Below are 20,251 nucleotides of genomic sequence, written 5' to 3'. Positions count from 1 at the left end.
ATGCGCCCCATCGTGGATCATGGCGCATTTCGTTTACATCATGGCATCGCGGCCTTGCGGGGCGCTTTACACGGGACGGACGCAGGATCTTGGCGCGCGGGTCGAGGCGCACCGCACCGGGATGTGCGTACATACAGCGAAGTACAACATTCGCCGTCTCGTCTGGTTCGAGAGGCACGATTGTTACGAGACGTCTTTAAGGCGCGAGCGCGCTATCAAACGGTGGCGTCGCGACTGGAAAATTGCTCTGATAACGCAGAGCAATCCGAATTGGCACGACATTACATCCCAGATCTCTGGCTGAGCCGACGCAAGGTCCCGGCTCAGGGCCGGGACGGGTGGGCACAGGGAGAAACGACATGACCAAAGTCATCAAGAACGGCACTGTCTGCACGGCGGATCGCACATGGAAAGCGGACGTCCTGATTGAGGGAGAGACCATCAAGCAGATCGGCGAAGACCTGAGCGGTGACGAGTATATCGACGCCGAAGGGGCCTATGTCATCCCCGGCGGGATCGACCCGCATACCCATCTGGAAATGCCCTTCATGGGCACCACTGCCGCCGAGACATTCGAATCCGGCACTTGGGCGGCAGCCACGGGCGGCACCACGATGCTGGTGGATTTCTGTCTGCCCGGCGCGGACGGGTCGATCAAGAATGCGATCAACGAGTGGCACCGCAAATCCGCCCCGCAGATCTGTTCCGATATCGGCTATCACATGGCCATCACCGGCTGGAACGAGACCATCTTCAACGAGATGAAGGATGCCGTTGATATGGGCGTCAACTCGTTCAAGCATTTCATGGCCTACAAGGGCGCGTTGATGATCGAGGATGACGAGATGTTCGCCTCTTTCAAGCGCTGCGCCGAACTGGGCGCGCTGCCGATGGTCCATGCCGAGAACGGCGATCTGGTCGCCGAGATGCAGCAGAAATACTTCGATCAGGGCATCACCGGCCCCGAGGGACACGCCTATTCCCGTCCGCCGGAATTTGAAGGCGAGGCCGCCAACAGGGCCATCACCATCGCCGATGCGGCGGGTGTGCCATTGTATATCGTGCATGTCTCCTGTGAGCAGGCACATGAAGCGATCCGGCGCGCACGGCAAAAGGGGATGCGGGTTTACGGCGAGCCGTTGATCCAGTTCCTGACGCTGGACGAGTCCGAGTATTTCAACAAGGATTGGGACCACGCCGCCCGCCGCGTCATGTCGCCCCCATTCAGGTCCAAGGATCATCAGGACAGCCTTTGGGCCGGATTGCAATCCGGGTCGCTGCAGGTGGTGGCAACGGACCACGCGGCCTTCAACACTGAACAGAAACGCGCAGGCCGCGAAGATTTCCGGATCATACCCAACGGCTCGAACGGGGTCGAGGAACGTCTGGCCGTGCTCTGGACCGAAGGGGTGGAAACCGGCCGTCTGACGCCCAATGAATTTGTCGCCGCGACCTCGACCAACGTGGCCAAGATCCTCAACATCTACCCCAGGAAGGGGGCCATCGTTGAAGGGGCGGATGCGGATATCGTGGTGTGGGACCCGAAAATCTCCAAGACGATCTCGCCCGCGAACCACCACTCGGTGCTGGATTATAACGTCTTCGAGGGCTTCAATGTCTCCGCGCAAAGCCGCTACACGCTGTCGCGCGGCGAAGTGATCTGGGCCTGGGGTCAGAACAGCCAGCCGCAACCCGGCCGCGGCAAGTTCGTCCCCCGCCCCGCCTTCCCATCCGCGCATGAGGCGCTGTCCAAATGGAAAGCCCTGACCGCACCAAAGATGATCCAGCGCGACCCGCTGAACATCCCAGCGGGGATCTAATGGCTTCGTTTGCCGACCGATTGGAAGCAGATATACGCAGAGAATATACGGCTTCACAACGCCACTGCGGTTGGCGGTTACTGTATAGCCCGGTGAATGTAGTGGATTCGTCTGACGTTGCTTTTATTGGTCTTAATCCGGGAGGTGCATCCGCAACAGGCCATTCGGAACTCGCGATGAAAGCCGGGAGTGCATACGACCGTGAGACTTGGGGCGGGGCGCCACCCGGTCACAGCCGGTTGCAGCGGCAAGTTTTAGCTTTGTTTGGCGGGTTAGGTGTTGAGCCTGCAAAGGTGCTCGCCGGAAATCTTGTGCCGTTCCGATCACCCAGTTGGGCTGATCTTGCAGATCGCAAAAGAGCGGTTGAGTTCGGCGCTTCCGTTTGGACCGAAATCTTAGGTAGAGCCAAACCAACGCTGGTAATCACGATGGGTGCACTTGTTTTTAGGACTGTGGGGAAAATGTTGGGGATTACGACTGTTGAGCGTCATCAGCTTGGCTGGGGCCGAGTGACTGGATCATTTGCGCTAACTTCCGCATCCAGACTGGTCGGTCTTCCTCATCTATCTCGATACGGAGTGATCACCCGCACCGGATCGCAATCAGGGTTGCAGGCTTTGCTCGGAGACCGATGGAACAGATGATAAACAATCAACTATCACTCCACTCTGATGTCGCAACGGCAGCAGCGGTCATCCAAGCCCAAAACCTCTCGCTGACCTTCCAGACCAACGATGGTCCGGTGCATGCGTTGAAAGACGTGAGCCTTGATATCGGCAAGGGCGAATTTGTCAGCTTCATCGGGCCGTCGGGTTGTGGCAAGACGACGTTTCTGCGCTGCATGGCGGATCTGGAGCATCCGACAGGCGGGTCTATCACCGTGAATGGCGTCAGCGCGGCTGAGGCCCGCAAGGCGCGGGCTTATGGCTATGTCTTCCAGGCGGCGGGGCTCTACCCGTGGCGGACGATTGGCGGCAATATCCGCCTGCCGCTGGAAATCATGGGCTATTCCAAGGCGGATCAGGCCGAGCGCGTGGCGCGCGTGCTGGAACTGGTGGATCTTGCCGGGTTCGAGAAGAAATATCCGTGGCAACTGTCGGGCGGGATGCAGCAGCGCGCCAGCATCGCGCGGGCGCTGGCCTTTGATGCGGATATTTTGCTGATGGACGAACCGTTCGGGGCGCTGGATGAAATTGTCCGCGATCATCTGAACGAACAGCTTCTGGCGCTGTGGGCACGGACGGGCAAGACCATCGGTTTTGTCACCCATTCGATCCCCGAAGCGGTGTATCTTTCCACCAAGATCGTGGTGATGAGCCCGCGCCCCGGAAGGATCAGCGATGTGATCGACAGCCCGCTGCCCAGGGAACGCCCCCTGGAGATCCGCGACACGCCCGAATTCATAGAGATCGCGCATCGGGTGCGCGATGGGTTGCGCGCGGGGCACAGCTATGACGATTGAGGCCCGCTCACCGCGTGCGGCCACCCGCGCTGACCTGCTTGCCTGTGCGGAAATCGTCGCGGCCTGGGAGGCCGGAAATGACTGGATGACGCCCGGCCCGGATGCGGGCACGCTGGCGGGGTATCTGGACGCGGCCTTTGATGCGCGTGAGATCTGGGTGATCGGCGATCCGGTGGTGGGCTATGCCTCTGTCGATCCGGCCACCGGCAAGTTGGGGGCGATCTACTGCGCGCAAACGGGGCAGGGGCTTGGGCTTCGCCTGATGGACCGCGCCAAGGAGGGGCGCGACATGTTGTGGCTGACGACCCATGCGCCCAACACCGGCGCGCAGGGTTTCTATCGACGCGAGGGGTTCACCCAGACCGCAACCCTGCCCGGCGAGCCGCCGCACGATGATATCCCGCTCTACCGGATGGAGTGGCGGAGATGAGGCGCTTTGGTCCCGTTCTTGTCGTCGTGCTGACGATCTTTGCGCTGTGGTATGTCAGCAGCTTCCTGATGAACCGAACTTGGGTGATGGATCAGGCCACGCGGGCCGGGACAGACCCCGGATTCAGCGAAGTGCTGCGCGAGACGATGAACCAGGATCGTGCCAAACTGCCCGCGCCGCATCAGGTCGCGGCAGAGCTATATGACGGGGTGTTCAACAAGAAAGTCACCTCAAAGCGCAGCCTTGTGTACCACGGCTTCATCACCTTTCAGGCGACCATGGCGGGCTTTGCGCTGGGGATCATCGCGGGGGTGGCGCTGGCCGTGGCCATCGTGCTTAGCCGCGTCGCTGATCTTACGCTGATGCCCTGGGCCATCATCAGCCAGACCATCCCGGTGGTGGCGCTGGCGCCGATGATCGTGGTGCTGGCCAATGCCGCAGGGGCAGACAGCCTGATGGTGCCCAAGGCGATCATCGCAGGCTATCTCAGCTTCTTTCCGGTGCTGGTCAGCATGGTCGCGGGCCTGCGCAGCCCGGGGGGGATGCAGCTTGACCTGCTCAGGACCTATGGCGCCTCCCCTGCGCAGGTTTTCTGGAAACTGCGCCTGCCCGCATCCTTGCCCTACTTCTTTGCGTCGCTGAAGATCGCCGTCGCGGCCAGCCTTGTCGGGGCCATCGTGGGCGAATTGCCAACGGGCGCCATCGCGGGGCTTGGCGCGCGGATGCTGATCGGGTCGCAATTCGGCAATCCGATGATCATGTGGTCGGCGCTGTTCGCGGCGGCAATCCTTGCCGCGCTGCTGATCTGGATCGTCTCGGGCGTCGAACGGCTCGCTGTGCGGGTCATGGGCGGGGGGCAGGCATGATGCGTCAGCCTTCAGTCGTGATGCGGATCGGCCTGCCGCTGGGCTTTGGCCTGCTGGTTCTGATCCTGTGGGAGCTGCTTGTCGGTGCCTTCAACATCCCGCCCGCGATCCTGCCCGCCCCGTCAGAGATTTGGGCCGCGATTGAACGCTCCACCGCGATCCTCTGGGTCGACTGGGTCCAGACGGTCGTGAAAGGCGCGCTGACCGGGCTGGTCATTGGCAGCCTTGCGGGGTTTGGTGCCGCGCTGGCCATCGACAGGGTGGATTTCCTGCGCAGGGGCCTGCTGCCCGTGGCCAATTTCGTGGCCGCACTTCCCATTGTGGGCGTGGCCCCGATCATGGTCATGTGGTTCGGCTTTGACTGGCAATCCAAGGCGGCGGTCGTGGTGGTCATGGTGTTCTTTCCGATCCTCGTGAACACGCTGGCCGGGCTTGCCGCAACCGACAGGATGCAGCGCGATCTGATGCGCACCTATTCGGCGAGCCATGCCCAAACCTTGAGCAAACTGCGCCTGCCTGCCGCGATGCCCTTCATTTTCAACGGGCTCAAGATCTCGGCCACCCTTGCGCTTATCGGTGCTATCGTGGCGGAATACTTTGGCTCTCCCACCAAGGGGATGGGGTTCCGCATCTCGACAGAGGTGGGGCGGCTGGGGATCGATATGGTCTGGGCTGAAATTGCCGTCTCTGCGTTGACAGGAACGGTGCTTTACGGGCTCGTCGTGCTGATCGAGCGTTGGGTGACCTTCTGGCACCCGTCGCAGCGGCGGGGCCGATAACAATGAAACGCGATCAACAACATGGAGTGTTCAGGATGACGATGAAGAAGATTGCAGGACTGGCCTTTGCGGCAGGGCTGATCGGCTCTGGCGTGCAGGCGGCGGATGATCTGACGCTGCAACTGAAATGGGTCACGCAGGCGCAGTTCGGTGGCTATTACGTGGCGCTTGAAAAGGGATTTTATGAAGAAGAAGACCTGAACGTCACCGTGAAACCCGGCGGCCCGGATATTGCGCCGACGCAGGTGATTGCGGGCGGCGGTGCCGACGTGATCGTCGAATGGATGCCCGCCGCACTGGCCGCGCGCGAAAAGGGCCTGCCGCTGGTCAATATTGCCCAGCCCTTCAAGTCGTCCGGCATGATGCTGACCTGCCTGAAGGAAAGCGGCATCGAAGGGCCCGAGGATTTCCCCGGCAACACGCTGGGTGTCTGGTTCTTTGGCAATGAATACCCGTTCCTGTCCTGGATGAGCCAGCTTGGCATCCCGACGACGGGCGGCGCGGATGGTGTCGAAGTGCTCAAACAGGGTTTCAACGTGGACCCGCTGTTGCAGAAACAGGCGGCCTGTATCTCGACCATGACCTATAACGAATTCGGTCAGGTTCTGGACGCGGGCATCGCAGAGGATGATCTGGTCACCTTCAAATACGAGGATCAGGGCGTCGCCACGCTTGAGGACGGGCTTTACGTGCTGGAAGACACGCTGGCAGACGAAGCGATGGTCGACAAGCTGACCCGATTTGTGCGCGCGTCGATGAAGGGTTGGAAATACGCCGAGGAGAACCCCGACGAGGCGGCCGAGATCGTGCTGGAATATGACGAAACCGGCGCCCAGACCGAAGCTCACCAGAAACGGATGATGGGCGAGATTGCCAAGCTCACCGCAGGTTCGAACGGTGCGCTGGACGAGGCGGATTACCAGCGTACGGTCGATTCGCTTCTGTCGGGTGGGTCCGATCCGGTCATCACCGCGCAGCCCGAAGGCGCGTGGACCCATGCGATCACCGACAAGGCGCTGAACTGACGCCCGTCAAAGATATTGCATGAGACAGAATTGGGGCGGTCCATCGGGCCGCCCCTGCGCATTCTGAAAAGGCGTTGCGGGTCATGGGCTGTGGTGCAATCGGCCCAGCCGCCGCTTCCTTAGGTGACTGATGTGACGCCATTGTGACGGGTGTGCTTTGCGCATCCTGTAGGGCATCAGCCGCGCAGCGGATGCCTTGAGATCATGTGGAACATGCCTGCGTCATCCTCGCCCACAAGTGTCAGCGCGTCCAGAATGAAGGGCGACGGCAGGAGCGGTGCCAGATGCTCTGTCAGGGTGGCCTGCAAGGCCTTGGCGCGGGCCACGGGCAACCGGCTGCTCAGCGTCAGGTGAAACCGGTACTGGTCCATCACGAAAGGATAGCCCCACCGGTCCAGCAATTCTGCCTGCCGTGCCGACAGCGTGCGCGCGCGGTAACGGTCCAGCTCTGCCGGGGTGAGGGGCGCGCGGAAACCGTCCAGCGCATCTACAGTGCCCGCGGCCAGCTCAACCAGGTCGCCGGTTTCGCCTGTGGGTGTCAGCGCCACGAAACGGCCAAGGCGGCTGACCTCCAGCCCGTCGGCCCGGGCGGGGGGCAGGCGCAGGCTCAGCGTTTCCACCGCCCCGGCCAGGGCATCGACACTCTGCCCATCGGCCAGCCGGAAAGGCGGCTTCAGCGTCGCGTGAAACCCGTAGCGGCGGGGCGCTTCCGTCAATCCATGGGCAGGCTCGGCAAGGCCCGGAACATCCGGCGCTGCGCGCGCCGTGCCGGTCGCCATGTCCCAGCCCAGCCATGCGGACCCGAACCGCGCCAGCGCCCCCCCTGCGGGGACGTAGTAGATTGCATAGCGACGATAGGTCATGTCCGGCCTCCACCGCGGGGCGTGCTGCGGCGATGTCAGCTTAGGGCATCGGCGATGAGCGGACCAGCCGGCAGGCGCACCTCTTCCAGCCCGGCAAAACGTGCGATGCGGTCCAGCTCTGCCTCCAGCCGGGCAAAGCGCGCATCGCTCCAGCGGACACCATGTTCGGGCCAAAGCGCGGTCACGTTCAGAACGCCCGCCCGGCGATCCGCCTTCATGTCGATCCGGCCGACAAGGCGATCCCCTTCAAGCAAGGGGAAGACGTAATAGCCGTAGACGCGCTTTGCCGCCGGGGTGAACACCTCGATCCGGTAATGGAAGCCGAACAGGCGTTCGGCACGGGCCCTGTCTCTCAACGCCGGATCGAAGGGGCTGAGCACGCGCATCCGGGCAGGGGGCCTTGGCGCGCTTTCTGCCGCATCGGCGATGCCCGGCCGGGCGACAGAGCGCCGCAGGCTGCCATCGGCACCCTCAATATCGATTTCCCGCAAGGCCCCCGAGGCAAGACCGCGCGCGACCCAATCCTTTGCCTCTGCCGCCGTGGCCTTGGCCCAGAACGCTGCGATCTCTCCGGAGGTGGCAAATCCCAGACGGTCGAGCGCCGCGTTGCAGGCCCAGTCGATGGTCTCGGCCACTGTCGGGCGATGGGCAAGATGCTGCGCCGGGATGACGTTCTCGGCAAGGTCATAGATCTTGCGGAACCCCTCGCGCCTTGTCACGGCCAGCGCGCCCGACCGCCACAGGTATTCCAGCGCCGTCTTTGACGGGTGCCATTCCCACCAGCCGCCGGATGTGCGCCCCTCGCCCTTGCCAACCTCTGACGAACTGGCAGGCCCGTGGGTGCGGATATGGTCCAGCACGGGTTGCGTCTTGTCCTCGAAACCCTCGGGGCGGGCCTTGCGCCACCGGGCGCCAAGCGTGTCGGCGTCCCGCGCGCAGCGCAGATGCCAATAGGGGTAAAACTCTGTCGGGATGACCGCCGCGTCATGCGTCCAATGTTCGAAAATCGCGCGGTCCCGGTCCAGCAAAGGCGCAAGGTTGCGCGGCCGGTAGGATTGCCTGCGCGCATGCAGGATCATGTGATGAGCCCGCGCGACCGTGTTGATGCTGTCGATCTGGACGAAACCAAGCCGCTGGATCAGCTTTGCCAGCGCGCAGCCCTTTGCCCGGCCGGTCGGGGGTTCGGCCAAGGCGTGCCGGTCCAGAAACAACCGGCGCGCATCACGATTGCCAAGAACAGGCGTCCCCGTCACTTCCGCTTGAGCGTGTCGCCATAGGCGATCGTCGGCGTCAGCTCTACATGGCGTTCGTATTTGGCCTCGTCACCGTCTGCGACGCGGGTGGCGATGATCTGGGCAGCGGTTCTGCCAACGTCCAGCCGACAGGCATCCATCGTCGCCAGCTGCCGCGGCAGCCCGTCAAGCAGATCGACCCCGTTAAATCCGGCAAGCCCGATCTCTGCCGGGATGTCGACGCCTTTTTCCAGCAGGTAGAGCAGGCCACCCGCCCCGATCATGTCGTTGGAATAGTACAGGAAATCAAGATCCGGCGTGCGTTCCAGCATGGCCTGGGTCATCTCGCGCCCTTTCACAAGGGCAGAGCCGCCGGAATAGAACTCCTGATCCGCGACCTCGATCCCGCCCTTGGCCAGCGCCTCTGTGAAACCTTCGAACCGTTTGCGGGCGCGATGATCCAGCGGCATCTTGGTGCCCATGAACCCGATGCGTTTATACCCGGCCTTCAGGATCGCCTTGGCCATTTCGCGGCCCGCGCGCCGATGCGAAATGCCAACCATGCAATCCACCGGCGTGCCGTCCACATCCATGATCTCGACCACCGGGATGCCCGCGGCCTGCAACATGGCGCGCGACGCCTCGGTATGTTCCAGCCCCGCGATGATCACGCCAGAGGGGCGCCAGGACAGCATCTCGTACAGGACGCGCTCTTCCTTTTCGGGGGTGTAATCGGTGACACCGACGACGGCTTGCAGCTCTGTATCTTCCAGCACCTGATTGATGCCGGTCATGACTTCGGGGAACACCATGTTCGACAGGGACGGGATGATGACAGCCACAAGATTGACCCTCTGGCTGGCCAGCGCGCCTGCGATCTTGTTGGGGACGTAGCCAAGCTGCCTTGCGGCTTCCAGCACCTTCTCGCGGGTCGAGTCAGAGACGTCGCCCCGGTTTCGCAGTACCCGGCTGACCGTCATTTCGGAAACGCCCGACGCTTCGGACACGTCACGAAGGGTCAGCGGGCGAGAGTCATCATGTGCCAAACTCGGAGTTCCTGTAATTGATCGTGCGTGATGCTACGCAATCGCCTGACCCGGTTCAAGGCAACAAAGCGGCAAGGGTGAATGCACCGTCAACGCCGCCGATAGGGACTTGCCGGGCCGCGCGAAGAATCGTAGAACCACCGTGGATGTGTGTCTGCGTAGCTCAGCTGGATAGAGCACAGGATTCCTAGACGATAATTGGGCGTTGCGATGGGAAACCGCGCAATGGATCTGCTCAAATTCGGGGAACGCTACGGTGCAACCGCACCTTGCCAATCCCGAGCCAAGCCCCGCAAGGGGAAGGTGTAGAGACTGGACGGGCAGCACCTACGGACCGGTGGTCTAGGGTGAAGGGACAGTCCAGACCACGAACGCCCGCAGGGCGGCGGCGAAAGCCGAAGTGGTATGAATCCTGGGGCCGTGGGTTCGAATCCCGCCGCGGACACCATCCTGTCACCTTAACGCGCTGTTTTCAGATGCTTTCAGGCCGGGTTTGCGCGGGCCTCAGCCGTCCTGTTGCGATGCACCCGCAAGGCGCATCTGCCGCGACGGCCACCCCGTTCAACACGCCATGCGCGCCGAAATCCCGGCAGGCTGAAACGGCCTCGATACAGCGCGTTCGGGGGGGATCAAGCAGCGCCAGTATGTCCACCCCGGCTGATTGATTTCCGTCAGCGCCTGCCACTCGACCGGCATGGCACGGAAAGGGCAAGAACGGCTCGTTCCCTTCCTCGACCGCATTTCCGATCCGGGCCGTTCATGGTGGCGCGCAGCCTGCGGCGCAACGGGCAAACGCCGTTTCTTCGCCACCACCCGGACCCGCTGCAAACGGGCACCCATTGCGGCCAGCCGTTCTGCGGCCTTCTCAAAAACCTCGGAACCAAGGGATCGCAGCCAAGTTAGTCTCCCGAGCTTGGATCAATTCAAAGAGGTTTCCCGTGCAGACAAATCTGACAATCAACGGCACGCCGCAACGGCTGGAGCTTGATCCAAGGACAACGCTTCTGGACGCGCTGCGCCATCATCTGGGCCTTACGGGAAGCAAGAAAGGCTGCGACCACGGCCAATGCGGCGCCTGCACGGTCATGGTCAACGGGCGGCGCATCAATGCCTGCCTGACGCTTGCCTGCATGCATGACGGCGACGAGGTGACGACCATCGAAGGGATCGGCCAGCCCGACAACCTCAGCCCGCTGCAACAGGCCTTTGTCAGCGAGGACGGCTTTCAATGCGGCTATTGCACGCCCGGTCAGATCTGTTCTGCCACAGCGATGCTGGAAGAGGTCAGAAACGGATGGCCGAGCCATGTGACAGATGATCTTGACGGTGGGGCGGACCTCACGACCGAGGAAATCTCGGAACGGATGAGCGGCAACCTTTGCCGCTGTTCCGCCTATCCCAATATCGTCGAGGCGATCCGCAAGGCTGCAGGGGAAAACGCATGAGGTCGTTTGAATATACCCGCGCCGAAAGCACCGGCGCCGCAACGCGCGACGCCGCCACTGGCGGCACTTTTATCGCCGGGGGCACCAATCTGCTGGATCTGATGAAGCTCGAAGTCATGGCGCCCGAAGCCCTGATCGACATCAACCGGCTGGACCTCAACCAGATCGAGGGCACCGAGGATGGCGGGCTGCGCATCGGCGCGCTCGTGACCAATAGCGACCTTGCCAATGACAGCCGCGTGCGCCGCAACTGGCCGGTGCTGAGCCGCGCCTTGCTGGCAGGCGCCAGTGGTCAGCTTCGCAACAAGGCGACAACGGGCGGCAACCTGCTTCAACGCACCCGGTGCCTTTATTTCTATGACCGCGCGATGCCCTGCAACAAACGCGCACCGGGCAGCGGCTGTGCTGCGCGGGACGGGTTCAACCGTATCCTCGCCGTGCTGGGCACGTCGGAGCATTGCATCGCCACGCATCCCAGCGACATGGCCGTCGCCATGCGCGCTCTTGGGGCAGAGGCCGAGACGCTGAAAGAGGACGGAACCACCCGGCGGCTCACCCTGGAGGAGCTTTACCTGCTTCCCGGCGACCGCCCCGACCGCGAAACCGTGCTGGAGCCGGGCGAGCTGATCACCGCGGTCGTCCTGCCCGCCCCCGTCAGGGCGCGCCAGACCTATCGCAAGGTGCGCGACAGGGCGTCCTATGCCTTTGCGCTGGTCTCTGTCGCCGGGATCGTGGCGATGGAAAACGGCCGCATCACCAAGGCAAATCTCGCCTTTGGCGGGCTGGCCCCGAAACCCTGGCGCGACGCCGCGGTCGAAGAGCTTTTGACCGGCGAGGCGCCCTCGGACGCGCTTTTCAACCGGGCCGCCGATCTGCTGCTCGCCGACGCGCAGGGCTTTGGCGGCAATGATTTCAAACTGCCCCTTACCCGCCGCACGCTCGTATCGGTGCTTACGGAACTGACGCAGGAGGCACGGATATGACAGAGCATTTCAAAATGGAGACCCCGGCAACCGAACGGCGGCTGGATGACATGGCGCAGGGGCTTGTCGGCGCACCGCTGGACCGGCCAGAGGGGCCGCTGAAAGTCACCGGCACCGCCACCTATGCGAATGAATGGCAGATCGAGGGCATGGCGCATGGTGTCATGGTACGCGCACCCGGCAATAGCGGGCGTGTCATTCTTGCCAACCGTGACGATGTGGCGAAACTGCCCGGCGTCCTTGCCGTAATCCAGGACGACCGCCTCCTGCGCAACCCCGCGCAGGGCACGGCCAACGAGGCCCCCGTCCAATCCCCGCATCACGCCGCCTATCTTGGCCAGTTGATCGCCGTGGTGGTGGCCGAAACCTTCGAGCAAGCCCGCCATGCCGCGCAATCCCTGCAGGTCACGCTTGAAAACGCACAGATGGTGCAAGTCGACCCGGCAACCGCCGCAGTCGAGCCGCAGGACGGGCAGGCGCTGGATCAGGGCGATCTTGATGCGGCGATGCGCGATGCACCCCACAGCGTTGACCTGGTCTATACCACCCCGTCCCATTCCAGCGCCCCGATGGAGCCGCATGCCTCGATCGCGTCGTGGCAGGGCGGGGACCTGACCCTTCGCGGCAGCTACCAGATGCTGAAATACAACCGCAACGAACTGGCGGATTCGCTGGGCATTCACCCCGACAGGGTGCGGATCATCTCGCCCTATGTGGGCGGGGGCTTCGGCTCCAAACTGGGGCTGGCGCCCGAAGCCGTGGCCGCCGCCATCGCCGCGCAAGAACTGGGTCGCCCGGTCTCGGTCGCGCTGCAACGCCCGCAGGTTTTCGAAGCCACGATGCGCCGGTCCGAGACGCGCCAGCGGGTGCGACTTGCCGCCGATGCCGAGGGCCGACTGACCGGTCTGGGCCATGATGCGCGCGTGTCGAACCTGCCCGGAGAGAGTTTTGCAGAGCCCGTCCTGCAAGCCTCGCATTTCCTTTATGCCGGGGCCAACCGCAGGATGTCGCTTGAACTGGCGCGTCTGCACCGGATGTGCGCCGGTTCCGTCCGCGCCCCGGGCGAGGCGGTGGGCGTGACCGTTCTGGAAAATGCGATGGACGAGCTGGCACATGAGATCGGCATCGATCCCGTCGCACTCCGCTTGCGCAACATCCCCGAGAAAGACCCCGAAAGCGGCAAGGACTATTCCTCCCGCCGGTTCCGCGAAGCGCTGGAAAGCGGCGCAGAGGCCTTTGGCTGGGCCGACCGCCCCGGCGTGAAAGAGCGGCGCGAGGGCGAATGGCTGATCGGCTACGGCATGGCCTCGGCCGCGCGTGTCAATGTGCTGATGGAAAGCCAGGCCCGCGTGACCCTGCTGCCGGATGGCACGGCGCGGGTTGAAACCGACATGACCGACATCGGCACCGGCACCTATGCAATCCTTGGCCAGATCGCAGGCGACATGCTGGGCCTTCCCCGCGACAGGGTCGAGGTTGTCCTTGGCGACACCACCTTGCCGCCTGCCGCCGGGTCGGGCGGCTCCTGGGGGGCGTCTTCCAGCGGCACCTCGGTTTATCTCGCCTGCGAAGCGATCCGCCGCCAACTGGCCCAACGGCTGGAGGTGGACGAGCACGATCTGACGCTCAAAGACGGCCGCGCGACCTATGCCAATCAGGTGAAATCGCTCAGCGATATCCTGCAAGGCGACGAGATCGCAAAGCTGGGCCATGTGAAGCCCGGCGATACGTCCACGGACGTGCGGCAAGCCACGTTCGGCGCTTATTTCGCCGAGGTCGCGGTCCATGCAGCATCGGGCGAAACCCGTATACGGCGCATGCATGGCAGTTTTGCGGCAGGGCGCATCCTGAACGCCAAGACCGCGCGGTCGCAATGTCTGGGCGGGATGACCTTCGGCATCGGCATCGCGCTGACCGAAGAGCTGGCCTTTGATCCGCGCGATGGTCATGTCGCCAACCACAACTTGGCCGAATACCACATCCCGGTGAATGCCGATGTGCCGCAACTGACGGTGGAGCTGCTGGAAGAGCGCGATGACTGGGCCAACCCGATGCAGGCCAAGGGCATCGGAGAGCTGGGCATCTGCGGCGCGGCGGCCGCAATCACCAACGCGATCCACAACGCAACAGGCGTCCGGGTGCGGGACTATCCGGCGACCCTGGACAAGGTGATTGCCGGGATGTGAATGGCAGAGGCGCTGACGGTCCTATTGCGGGAAACGCCTCCCAAGGCCGTCAGCCCTCTCTTCCGCGTCGCGTGTCCCGTTACGCCCTACGATTGGTCCCGCAGCGGCCGGCAGGCTCCGGCACGGTCTAATCGCCTTTGAAATGCCCCGTGCGACGCTCCAGAAGGGCGTCGACGGCCTCGGCATGGTCATTCGTCTGATGCGCCGCACCCTGATAGGCGGCAGAGAGCTCAAGCAGTTGATCCAGCGTGGACACGGTCCCCTCGCGGATCAGCCGCTTGGTCAGCCGCAGCTGCCGTGGCGGGTTGCGGGCAATGCGTTTCGCCATGCTCATCGCCCTGTCCATCAGCGCTTCCGGTGCGGTCACTTCGGAAATCAGCCCCCAGTCCAGCGCGGTCCGGGCGTCGATCGGATCGGCGGTAAAGGCCATTTCGGCCGCACGCGACAGGCCCACATGGCGCGGCAGGATCCACGCCCCGCCATCGCCCGAGATAATGCCGACATTGACAAAATTCTCTGCAAACACCGCCGTCTCGGACGCGATCCGGATGTCGCAAAACAGCGTCAGGTCACAACCCGCGCCATAGGCAGGGCCGTTGACCGCGGCAATCATCGGAACCTCGACAGACCAGACGGCCTTGGCCACGCGCTGAATGCCGCGGCGATAGCTGTTGCGCACCGCGATGGCATCGCCCCCGAATATCCCCTCCTTGTCGCGCATATGTTTCAGGTTGCCGCCCGAGGAAAAGGCCTTGCCCGCACCCGTCAGGATCGCACAGCGGACAGACTGATCGCGGTTCAGCCAATCCATTGCCGCGCAGATATCCTCGACAACATCCGCATCGGTGATCGGGTTGCGCAGGTCCGGCATGTTCAGCGTCAGCGTGGCGATACCGTCTGTCTGGTCGATCAAGAGCTTGTCGGTCACGGCCTGTCTCCTTTGAATGAAACCGCTCCGGCGGCCTGCAGATCGTTGATGTCAAATTCAAGCGGGTCAAGCAGCCGGGTCAGCACAGACTGCGTATCGGCCCCCAGATCCGGGGCCGCGGCGGGCGGGATCGGCGGCGTTTGCGACAGTTTCAGGGGGGAGGCGACACCGCGCAATTGCGCCCCCTCCGCATCAACGGGCCGCGTATGCATGCCCCGTGCCCTGACATGCGGATCGTCGAAAACCCGTTCAAGATCGTTGATCGGCCCGACCGGAACGCTGGCCTCGTTCAAACCGGCAATCCAGTCATCCATGCTGCGGCCCGACATCACGCCCTGCAGGATCGGAATAAGCGTGGTGCGGTTGCGGACCCGCGCGGGGTTCGTCGCAAACCGGGGATCGTCTGCCAGCCCGGGTATCCCGGCCACCTTGCAAAACCGCGCGAACTGACCGTCATTGCCGATGGCCAAAATCACATGCCCATCACTTGTTTCAAACGCCTGATAGGGCACGATGCTGGGATGGGCATTGCCAAGCCGCGTGGGCGATTTGCCCGTCGCCAGATAGTTCATCGCCTGATTGGCCAATGTCGCGACCTGAACATCCAGCAGCGCCATGTCGATCTGCTGCCCCTCTCCGGTCGCGTCGCGGTGGCGCAGGGCTGCCAGAATGCCGATCACCGCATAAAGTCCCGTCAGAACATCCGTCAGCGCCACGCCAACCTTCATCGGCTCTGCCCCCGGCGTGCCATCGCTTTGCCCGGTCACGCTCATCAGGCCGCCCATCGCCTGTATCAGGAAATCATAGCCCGCCCGGTCGGCATAGGGGCCCGTCTGCCCGAACCCGGTGATCGAACAATAGACCAGGTCAGGCCTGATCCGCCGCAGGCTTTCGTAATCCAGCCCGTATTTCGCCAGGCCCCCGACCTTGAAATTCTCGATCACCACATCCGATGCTTTTGTCAAAGCCCGCAGCGTCCGTTGCCCCTCTGGATGGGCGATATCGATGGCCACGGATTTTTTGCCCCGGTTGGCGCTGTGAAAGTAGGCCGCCCCCCGGTCCTGACCTGCGTCATCCGTGACATTCGGCGGCCCCCAGCTTCGCGTGTCATCGCCGCCTTCGGGGTGTTCGATCTTGATCACTTCCGCGCCAAGATCGGCCAGGATCTGAGTGGCCCATGGCCCGGCAAGAATGCGGGTCAGGTCAAGAATTCGGATCCCCGAAAGGGCCCGGCCGGGTGCAGCGCGATTGGTCATCCCGTCCCCTATTTCACTGTCGAAAACGCGGTGGGCGTCAGAAAGCTGGACGCGATATTGGCCACCACTTCGCCATGCCTGGCCTGATGCGCCTCGCGCGCGGCCACCCATTCGGGATCTGTCGCGAACGCGTTCCACAATTGCTCGCGCTCCGCCAGCGACTCCCATGCCAGGAAATAGGTCAGATCGTGGTTATGTGGCCCCACCAGCGTGGTGAAGAAACCCGCCGGGCGCAGCCCCATGCGCTCCCAAATCCTTAGCGTCGTGGTCTCGAACCGTTGCAAAAGCGCGGGCATCCCGCCCGGCACACAAGAATAGACGCGCATCTCGTAGATCATTCATGTCCTTTCCAACCGGCTGTCAGGCCGGAGTTTCAGCTGTCTGCGTAGAATTCAGCGGCATCGCCCTCAAAGCGCCGCCCTCAAAGCGCCGCCCGCACCCAAGCGCCCCGCTGTGCGCTTCTGATGGGCCTAATCGATCACCGCAGTCTGGTCAGAATACCGAACGGTGAGCGTCATGGCGCCTTCGTTCAGCATCCAGCGGGTCAGCGTGTACTGCCGCAAACCCGCGGCATGAAACGGGTCGGCATCCGCATGTGCGCGGGCTTCGGCCTCGTCCCTGGCGCGTAGGATGATCATCCCGCCATAGGGGACGCTCTCGCCTTCCCTGAACAGGGGGCCTGCGCCAAAAAGAATGCCGTCACGCTCCATCCTGATCTGGTAATCAAGATGCGCGGCCAGCTTCTCTTGCATTCCCGGTCCACGCGCGGGCGTGGTGGTGATCACGTAAAGGGTCTTTCGCAGCATGGTTGCATACAGGTCTTCGGGCTTCGTCGTGGTCATGATGCAGATCCTTTGTGACCCGATGGGTCGGCCCGCCAGCACCCCGCCGGCGGGCCGGGCGGTGTTACCGCTTTTCGATGCCCGCAGACTCGATCACGTCCTTCCAGACAGCGACCTGCCCCTCGATCAGCGCGGTCATCTCTTCGCCAGAGGAGGGCGAGGGCTTGGCGCCAAGCGATGCGATCTTTTCGCTGACCGCAGGCACGGCAAGCGCGTCATGCACGGCTACGCGAATGGTGCCTGCAATCTCGTCCGGAACGCCCGCAGGCATGCCGATACCGGTCCAGGACACCACGTCGAAACCGGGCGAGACGGTCTCGGCAACGGTCGGTACATCCGGGGCATCCGGCCACCTTTCGCCCGATGTGATCGCCAGAATGTCATAAACGCCCGCATCGGCCTGTGGCCGGATCACGGTGCCCGTGTCGATCACCACATCCACTTCGCCGCCCATCAAGGCGGTCGATGCGGCCGCGCCCCCCTTGTAGGGGATGTGCAGGAATTCCGCACCGGTCCGCAGGGCCAGCAATTCGCCCGTCAGATGCTGCGTCGATCCCACGCCGGAATGCCCGATCTTGATGCTGCCCGGCGCGGCCTTGGCGGCCTCGACCAGCGCTTCCATCGATGCGTATTCCCCGGCGCGCGCCGCCACCATGAAGGGGAACTGACCAAGTGTCGAAATGAAGGTGAAACCCTCGACCGACTCGTAGGGCAGCTCTTTGTACAGGGCCGCTGCCACGGCATGGCCGCCCACCATCAGCTGCATCGTGTAACCGTCAGGCGCCTCCTTGGAGACATAGCCAGAGGCGACCGTGCCACCGGCACCGGGGCGCGATTCCACGACCATAGGCTGGCCAAGCGTCCTGGACATTTCCTCTGCCATGATCCGCGACACGGTGTCGGCATTGCCGCCAGCACCAAAGCCGTGAACGATCCGCAAGGCGCGATCGGGGAAATCCTGCGCCGCTGCCGGGACGGCGAGGGCTGCCACAAGGGGCAGCGATGTGAGTAGTTTCCTTAACATTGTATTCCTCCCAGTTGTGTAAGCCCTTGTTTGTCTGTCTTTGCCCTGGGCTTGAAAAAGGCTCTCCGCGCGACCGGATTCAGGACCGCGCGGCTATTCTTCGGGCATTGAGGCTGGACCAGATCCCGATGACGATCAGCACGCCCGAACAGGTGACCAGAACGGCACTGATGGGCCGCGTCAGGAAAATCGTGAAATCACCGCCGTAAAGCAGCATGGTGCGGCGAAAATTGTCTTCCAGCAGCGGGCCGAGCACAAAGCCCAGAAGCACGGGCGCAGGCTCGAACCGGTAATTCTTCATCACGTATCCAAGGATGCCGAAGACCAGCGTCAATATGACATCCGTCACGCTGGTTCTGTGCGAGTAGACCCCGACACAGATCATGACGACGATCACCGGGTAAAGCTTCTGGTACGGGATGCGCAGCAGCAGCACCCACAGCTTGATAAGCGGGATATTGATCATCAGCAGGATGATGTTGCCGACAAAGAAGCTCGCAATGACGCCCCAGAACAGCTCTGGCTGGTCAACCATCAGCCGCGGCCCCGGAATGATTCCGTTTAGGATCAGTGCACCGATGATCAGCGCCATCACCGCGTCGCCCGGAACACCCAGCGTCAGCGTCGGGATGAACCCGGTCTGCGAGGCCGCATTATTCGCCGATTCAGGTGCCGCCAGCCCGGGCAGGTGCCCTTTGCCGAACTTCGCGGGCGTGCCGGAAAAGCGCCGTTCCACCGCATAGGCCATGAAAGAGGCGATGGCGGCCCCGGTTCCGGGCAGCGCCCCAAAGAAACTGCCAATGCTCGATCCGCGCATGATCGGGAAAACCAGCGACCGTGCCTGCGCGCGGGTGGGGAACACATCGCGCATCCTGATGGACAGGGCCGGTGCGTCGACAGCCGCGCGTTGAGAGGCGTTGCGAATGACTTCGCTGACGCCGAACAACCCCATGGCGAGTGAAACAAGGCTGATCCCGTCGGCAAGCTCTGGCATGGCGACAAACCGGTAATAGCCCGTCGTCGCATCCGCCCCGACAAGGCCCAGAGCGATCCCCAGCGCCACCATGGCAAAGGACCTGATCTGCGACCCCGTGCCGATCATCGACGCGGCCAGAAGCCCCAGAATGACAAGCATCGCATATTCCGGCGCGCCGAATTTCAGCGCGATCACCGTCATCGGGATGGCCGCCAGTACAAGGATCGACACCCCGACCATCCCCCCCAGGAACGACGAGAACGCCGCCACGAACAATGCCAGCCCCGCGCGGTTGCTTTGCGCCAGCGGATAGCCTTCCAGACAGGTCACAACCGATGACGGCGTCCCCGGCAGGTTCAGCAGGATCGACGCGATAGAGCCGCCATATTGCGAACCATAGTAGATGCCCGCCAGCAGGATCATCGATGTGGTCGCATCAAGATAGAAGGTCACGGGCAGCAGCAACGAGATCGCGGTGATCGCACCCACGCCCGGAAGCACACCGATAAGCTGCCCGATGAAGACGCCGAAAAACGCATAGATCAGCACATCGGGTTGCAGAACAACGGACAGGCCAAGGAGGAACTGATCCAGCATCGCTACCTCCAGAAGGCCGGAATTGGCAGCTCGAGCCCGACAAGGAACAGCAGCCAGCCGAAAAACGTCGCCAACAGGGTGTAGATCAGCACCGGGACCGGCCGGGCCTGATGATCCGCGAACATCGAAACCGCCACGGCAAGGAACATCGACGGCACCAGCCCCGCGACATCCACCAGCACGGCAAAGATGATGACGGCGGCAGAGATGAAGATCAGCCCCCGCCAGTGAACCGGGCCCGCCCGTTCCGGCTCTGGCGCCTTCAGGTCGATGACGATGATGGCCACGGCAAGGCCGGAAATCAGGATGGCAATGGCTTGCGGGATGAACCCGGCCCCCATCTGGTTGAGCGTCCCGGTCGGATAACCCCAGGCGAAGAACAGCATGACAAGACCTGCCAGCAAGAGCACGCCGCCGCTGGCTGCGCGCGAGGCCATGTTCTGGTCTGCATGATTTTCAGTGTTCGCCAAGGTTCCCTCCCAAGAACGCCA

General features: G+C 63.0%; 20 protein-coding genes. 10 read left to right on the top strand and 10 right to left on the bottom strand.

Going from position 1 to position 20,251, the window contains the following annotated elements:
- Window positions 1–19: 19 nt before the first annotated feature.
- The 7 genes from EDD52_RS13985 (at window position 20) to EDD52_RS13955 (ending at window position 6,382) form a co-directional block, all read left to right on the top strand.
- Window positions 20–304, top strand: a complete 285-nt coding sequence (locus EDD52_RS13985) for a GIY-YIG nuclease family protein (protein WP_132246006.1) — start codon at window positions 20–22, stop codon at window positions 302–304.
- 55 nt (window positions 305–359) lie between these two features.
- Window positions 360–1,820 (top strand): dihydropyrimidinase, encoded by a 1,461-nt coding sequence (gene hydA, locus EDD52_RS13980; protein WP_132246004.1) that lies wholly within the window; start codon window positions 360–362, stop codon window positions 1,818–1,820.
- Window positions 1,821–2,451: 631 nt separating this feature from the next.
- On the top strand, window positions 2,452–3,282 hold the full coding sequence (locus EDD52_RS13975) for an ABC transporter ATP-binding protein (protein WP_243651946.1): 831 nt from the start codon (window positions 2,452–2,454) through the stop codon (window positions 3,280–3,282).
- Window positions 3,272–3,712 carry a GNAT family N-acetyltransferase gene (locus tag EDD52_RS13970; protein WP_132246002.1) on the top strand — a complete coding sequence of 147 codons (441 nt, stop codon included), beginning with the start codon at window positions 3,272–3,274 and terminating at the stop codon, window positions 3,710–3,712. Before EDD52_RS13975 ends, EDD52_RS13970 begins: the two co-directional genes overlap by 11 nt.
- Complete coding sequence (locus EDD52_RS13965) at window positions 3,709–4,578, top strand: ABC transporter permease (RefSeq protein ID WP_132246001.1); 870 nt, start codon at window positions 3,709–3,711, stop codon at window positions 4,576–4,578. Before EDD52_RS13970 ends, EDD52_RS13965 begins: the two co-directional genes overlap by 4 nt.
- Complete coding sequence (locus EDD52_RS13960) at window positions 4,575–5,357, top strand: ABC transporter permease (RefSeq protein ID WP_132245999.1); 783 nt, start codon at window positions 4,575–4,577, stop codon at window positions 5,355–5,357. The genes EDD52_RS13965 and EDD52_RS13960 overlap by 4 nt, the downstream gene beginning before the upstream one ends.
- A gap of 41 nt (window positions 5,358–5,398) precedes the next feature.
- Window positions 5,399–6,382 (top strand): ABC transporter substrate-binding protein, encoded by a 984-nt coding sequence (locus tag EDD52_RS13955; RefSeq protein ID WP_165907552.1) that lies wholly within the window; start codon window positions 5,399–5,401, stop codon window positions 6,380–6,382.
- Window positions 6,383–6,558: 176 nt separating this feature from the next.
- Here the strand turns inward: EDD52_RS13955 and EDD52_RS13950 are convergent, their stop codons facing one another.
- The 3 genes from EDD52_RS13950 to EDD52_RS13940 are packed head-to-tail and all read right to left on the bottom strand — an operon-like array spanning window position 6,559 to window position 9,523.
- The gene (locus EDD52_RS13950; RefSeq protein WP_132245995.1) at window positions 6,559–7,245 is read right to left on the bottom strand and encodes a DUF1045 domain-containing protein; all 687 of its coding nucleotides are present in this window, start codon (window positions 7,243–7,245) and stop codon (window positions 6,559–6,561) included.
- Window positions 7,246–7,280: 35 nt separating this feature from the next.
- Entirely contained in the window at window positions 7,281–8,435 is a 1,155-nt protein-coding gene (locus tag EDD52_RS13945; protein ID WP_243651945.1) for a winged helix-turn-helix domain-containing protein, read from the bottom strand.
- A 59-nt stretch (window positions 8,436–8,494) separates the two neighbouring features.
- A complete protein-coding gene (locus EDD52_RS13940) occupies window positions 8,495–9,523 on the bottom strand; it encodes a LacI family DNA-binding transcriptional regulator (RefSeq protein WP_132245991.1) in 1,029 nt (342 codons plus the stop codon).
- Between the two features lie 938 nt (window positions 9,524–10,461).
- Here EDD52_RS13940 and EDD52_RS13935 point away from each other — a divergent pair.
- From EDD52_RS13935 to EDD52_RS13925, 3 genes are read left to right on the top strand one after another with little or no spacing between them, the layout of a single operon-like run.
- Window positions 10,462–10,968 (top strand): 2Fe-2S iron-sulfur cluster-binding protein, encoded by a 507-nt coding sequence (locus EDD52_RS13935; protein ID WP_132245989.1) that lies wholly within the window; start codon window positions 10,462–10,464, stop codon window positions 10,966–10,968.
- Window positions 10,965–11,951 (top strand): FAD binding domain-containing protein, encoded by a 987-nt coding sequence (locus EDD52_RS13930; RefSeq protein ID WP_132245987.1) that lies wholly within the window; start codon window positions 10,965–10,967, stop codon window positions 11,949–11,951. The genes EDD52_RS13935 and EDD52_RS13930 overlap by 4 nt, the downstream gene beginning before the upstream one ends.
- Entirely contained in the window at window positions 11,948–14,137 is a 2,190-nt protein-coding gene (locus EDD52_RS13925; RefSeq protein WP_132245985.1) for a xanthine dehydrogenase family protein molybdopterin-binding subunit, read from the top strand. The genes EDD52_RS13930 and EDD52_RS13925 overlap by 4 nt, the downstream gene beginning before the upstream one ends.
- Window positions 14,138–14,264: 127 nt before the next feature.
- Here EDD52_RS13925 and EDD52_RS13920 read toward each other — a convergent pair whose 3' ends face one another.
- The 7 genes from EDD52_RS13920 to EDD52_RS13890 form a co-directional block, all read right to left on the bottom strand.
- Window positions 14,265–15,065, bottom strand: a complete 801-nt coding sequence (locus tag EDD52_RS13920) for a crotonase/enoyl-CoA hydratase family protein (protein ID WP_132245983.1) — start codon at window positions 15,063–15,065, stop codon at window positions 14,265–14,267.
- Window positions 15,062–16,321 carry a CaiB/BaiF CoA transferase family protein gene (locus EDD52_RS13915; protein ID WP_132245981.1) on the bottom strand — a complete coding sequence of 420 codons (1,260 nt, stop codon included), beginning with the start codon at window positions 16,319–16,321 and terminating at the stop codon, window positions 15,062–15,064. Before EDD52_RS13915 ends, EDD52_RS13920 begins: the two co-directional genes overlap by 4 nt.
- Window positions 16,322–16,329: 8 nt before the next feature.
- A complete protein-coding gene (locus tag EDD52_RS13910) occupies window positions 16,330–16,659 on the bottom strand; it encodes an NIPSNAP family protein (RefSeq protein WP_132245979.1) in 330 nt (109 codons plus the stop codon).
- Window positions 16,660–16,791: 132 nt separating this feature from the next.
- Entirely contained in the window at window positions 16,792–17,163 is a 372-nt protein-coding gene (locus EDD52_RS13905; protein ID WP_132245977.1) for a YciI family protein, read from the bottom strand.
- Between the two features lie 64 nt (window positions 17,164–17,227).
- Window positions 17,228–18,187: a Bug family tripartite tricarboxylate transporter substrate binding protein gene (locus EDD52_RS13900; protein ID WP_132245975.1), complete on the bottom strand. Its 960-nt coding sequence runs from the start codon at window positions 18,185–18,187 to the stop codon at window positions 17,228–17,230.
- 79 nt (window positions 18,188–18,266) lie between these two features.
- Entirely contained in the window at window positions 18,267–19,760 is a 1,494-nt protein-coding gene (locus EDD52_RS13895) for a tripartite tricarboxylate transporter permease (protein WP_132245973.1), read from the bottom strand.
- Window positions 19,761–19,762: 2 nt separating this feature from the next.
- Entirely contained in the window at window positions 19,763–20,230 is a 468-nt protein-coding gene (locus tag EDD52_RS13890; protein WP_132245971.1) for a tripartite tricarboxylate transporter TctB family protein, read from the bottom strand.
- Between the last annotated feature and the right edge of the window lie 21 nt (window positions 20,231–20,251).

The sequence above is a fragment of the Primorskyibacter sedentarius genome (genome assembly GCF_004342065.1).
In the GTDB taxonomy this organism is placed as follows: Bacteria; Pseudomonadota; Alphaproteobacteria; order Rhodobacterales; family Rhodobacteraceae; genus Primorskyibacter; species Primorskyibacter sedentarius.
The sequence above is the reverse complement of the archived record's forward strand: the minus strand, read 5'-3'. Positions and strand labels throughout refer to the sequence as shown.

What these genes read in the sequence shown, in the direction of transcription:
- EDD52_RS13970 (WP_132246002.1), top strand. Translation starts at nt 3,272, where the DNA reads ATGACGATTGAGGCCCGCTCACCGCGTGCGGCCACCCGCGCTGACCTG.
- EDD52_RS13895 (WP_132245973.1), bottom strand. Translation starts at nt 19,760, where the DNA reads ATGCTGGATCAGTTCCTCCTTGGCCTGTCCGTTGTTCTGCAACCCGAT.
- EDD52_RS13960 (WP_132245999.1), top strand. Translation starts at nt 4,575, where the DNA reads ATGATGCGTCAGCCTTCAGTCGTGATGCGGATCGGCCTGCCGCTGGGC.
- EDD52_RS13975 (WP_243651946.1), top strand. Translation starts at nt 2,452, where the DNA reads ATGGAACAGATGATAAACAATCAACTATCACTCCACTCTGATGTCGCA.
- EDD52_RS13905 (WP_132245977.1), bottom strand. Translation starts at nt 17,163, where the DNA reads ATGACCACGACGAAGCCCGAAGACCTGTATGCAACCATGCTGCGAAAG.
- EDD52_RS13965 (WP_132246001.1), top strand. Translation starts at nt 3,709, where the DNA reads ATGAGGCGCTTTGGTCCCGTTCTTGTCGTCGTGCTGACGATCTTTGCG.
- EDD52_RS13925 (WP_132245985.1), top strand. Translation starts at nt 11,948, where the DNA reads ATGACAGAGCATTTCAAAATGGAGACCCCGGCAACCGAACGGCGGCTG.
- EDD52_RS13955 (WP_165907552.1), top strand. Translation starts at nt 5,399, where the DNA reads ATGAAGAAGATTGCAGGACTGGCCTTTGCGGCAGGGCTGATCGGCTCT.
- EDD52_RS13950 (WP_132245995.1), bottom strand. Translation starts at nt 7,245, where the DNA reads ATGACCTATCGTCGCTATGCAATCTACTACGTCCCCGCAGGGGGGGCG.
- EDD52_RS13900 (WP_132245975.1), bottom strand. Translation starts at nt 18,187, where the DNA reads ATGTTAAGGAAACTACTCACATCGCTGCCCCTTGTGGCAGCCCTCGCC.
- EDD52_RS13910 (WP_132245979.1), bottom strand. Translation starts at nt 16,659, where the DNA reads ATGATCTACGAGATGCGCGTCTATTCTTGTGTGCCGGGCGGGATGCCC.
- EDD52_RS13915 (WP_132245981.1), bottom strand. Translation starts at nt 16,321, where the DNA reads ATGACCAATCGCGCTGCACCCGGCCGGGCCCTTTCGGGGATCCGAATT.
- EDD52_RS13985 (WP_132246006.1), top strand. Translation starts at nt 20, where the DNA reads ATGGCGCATTTCGTTTACATCATGGCATCGCGGCCTTGCGGGGCGCTT.
- hydA (WP_132246004.1), top strand. Translation starts at nt 360, where the DNA reads ATGACCAAAGTCATCAAGAACGGCACTGTCTGCACGGCGGATCGCACA.
- EDD52_RS13930 (WP_132245987.1), top strand. Translation starts at nt 10,965, where the DNA reads ATGAGGTCGTTTGAATATACCCGCGCCGAAAGCACCGGCGCCGCAACG.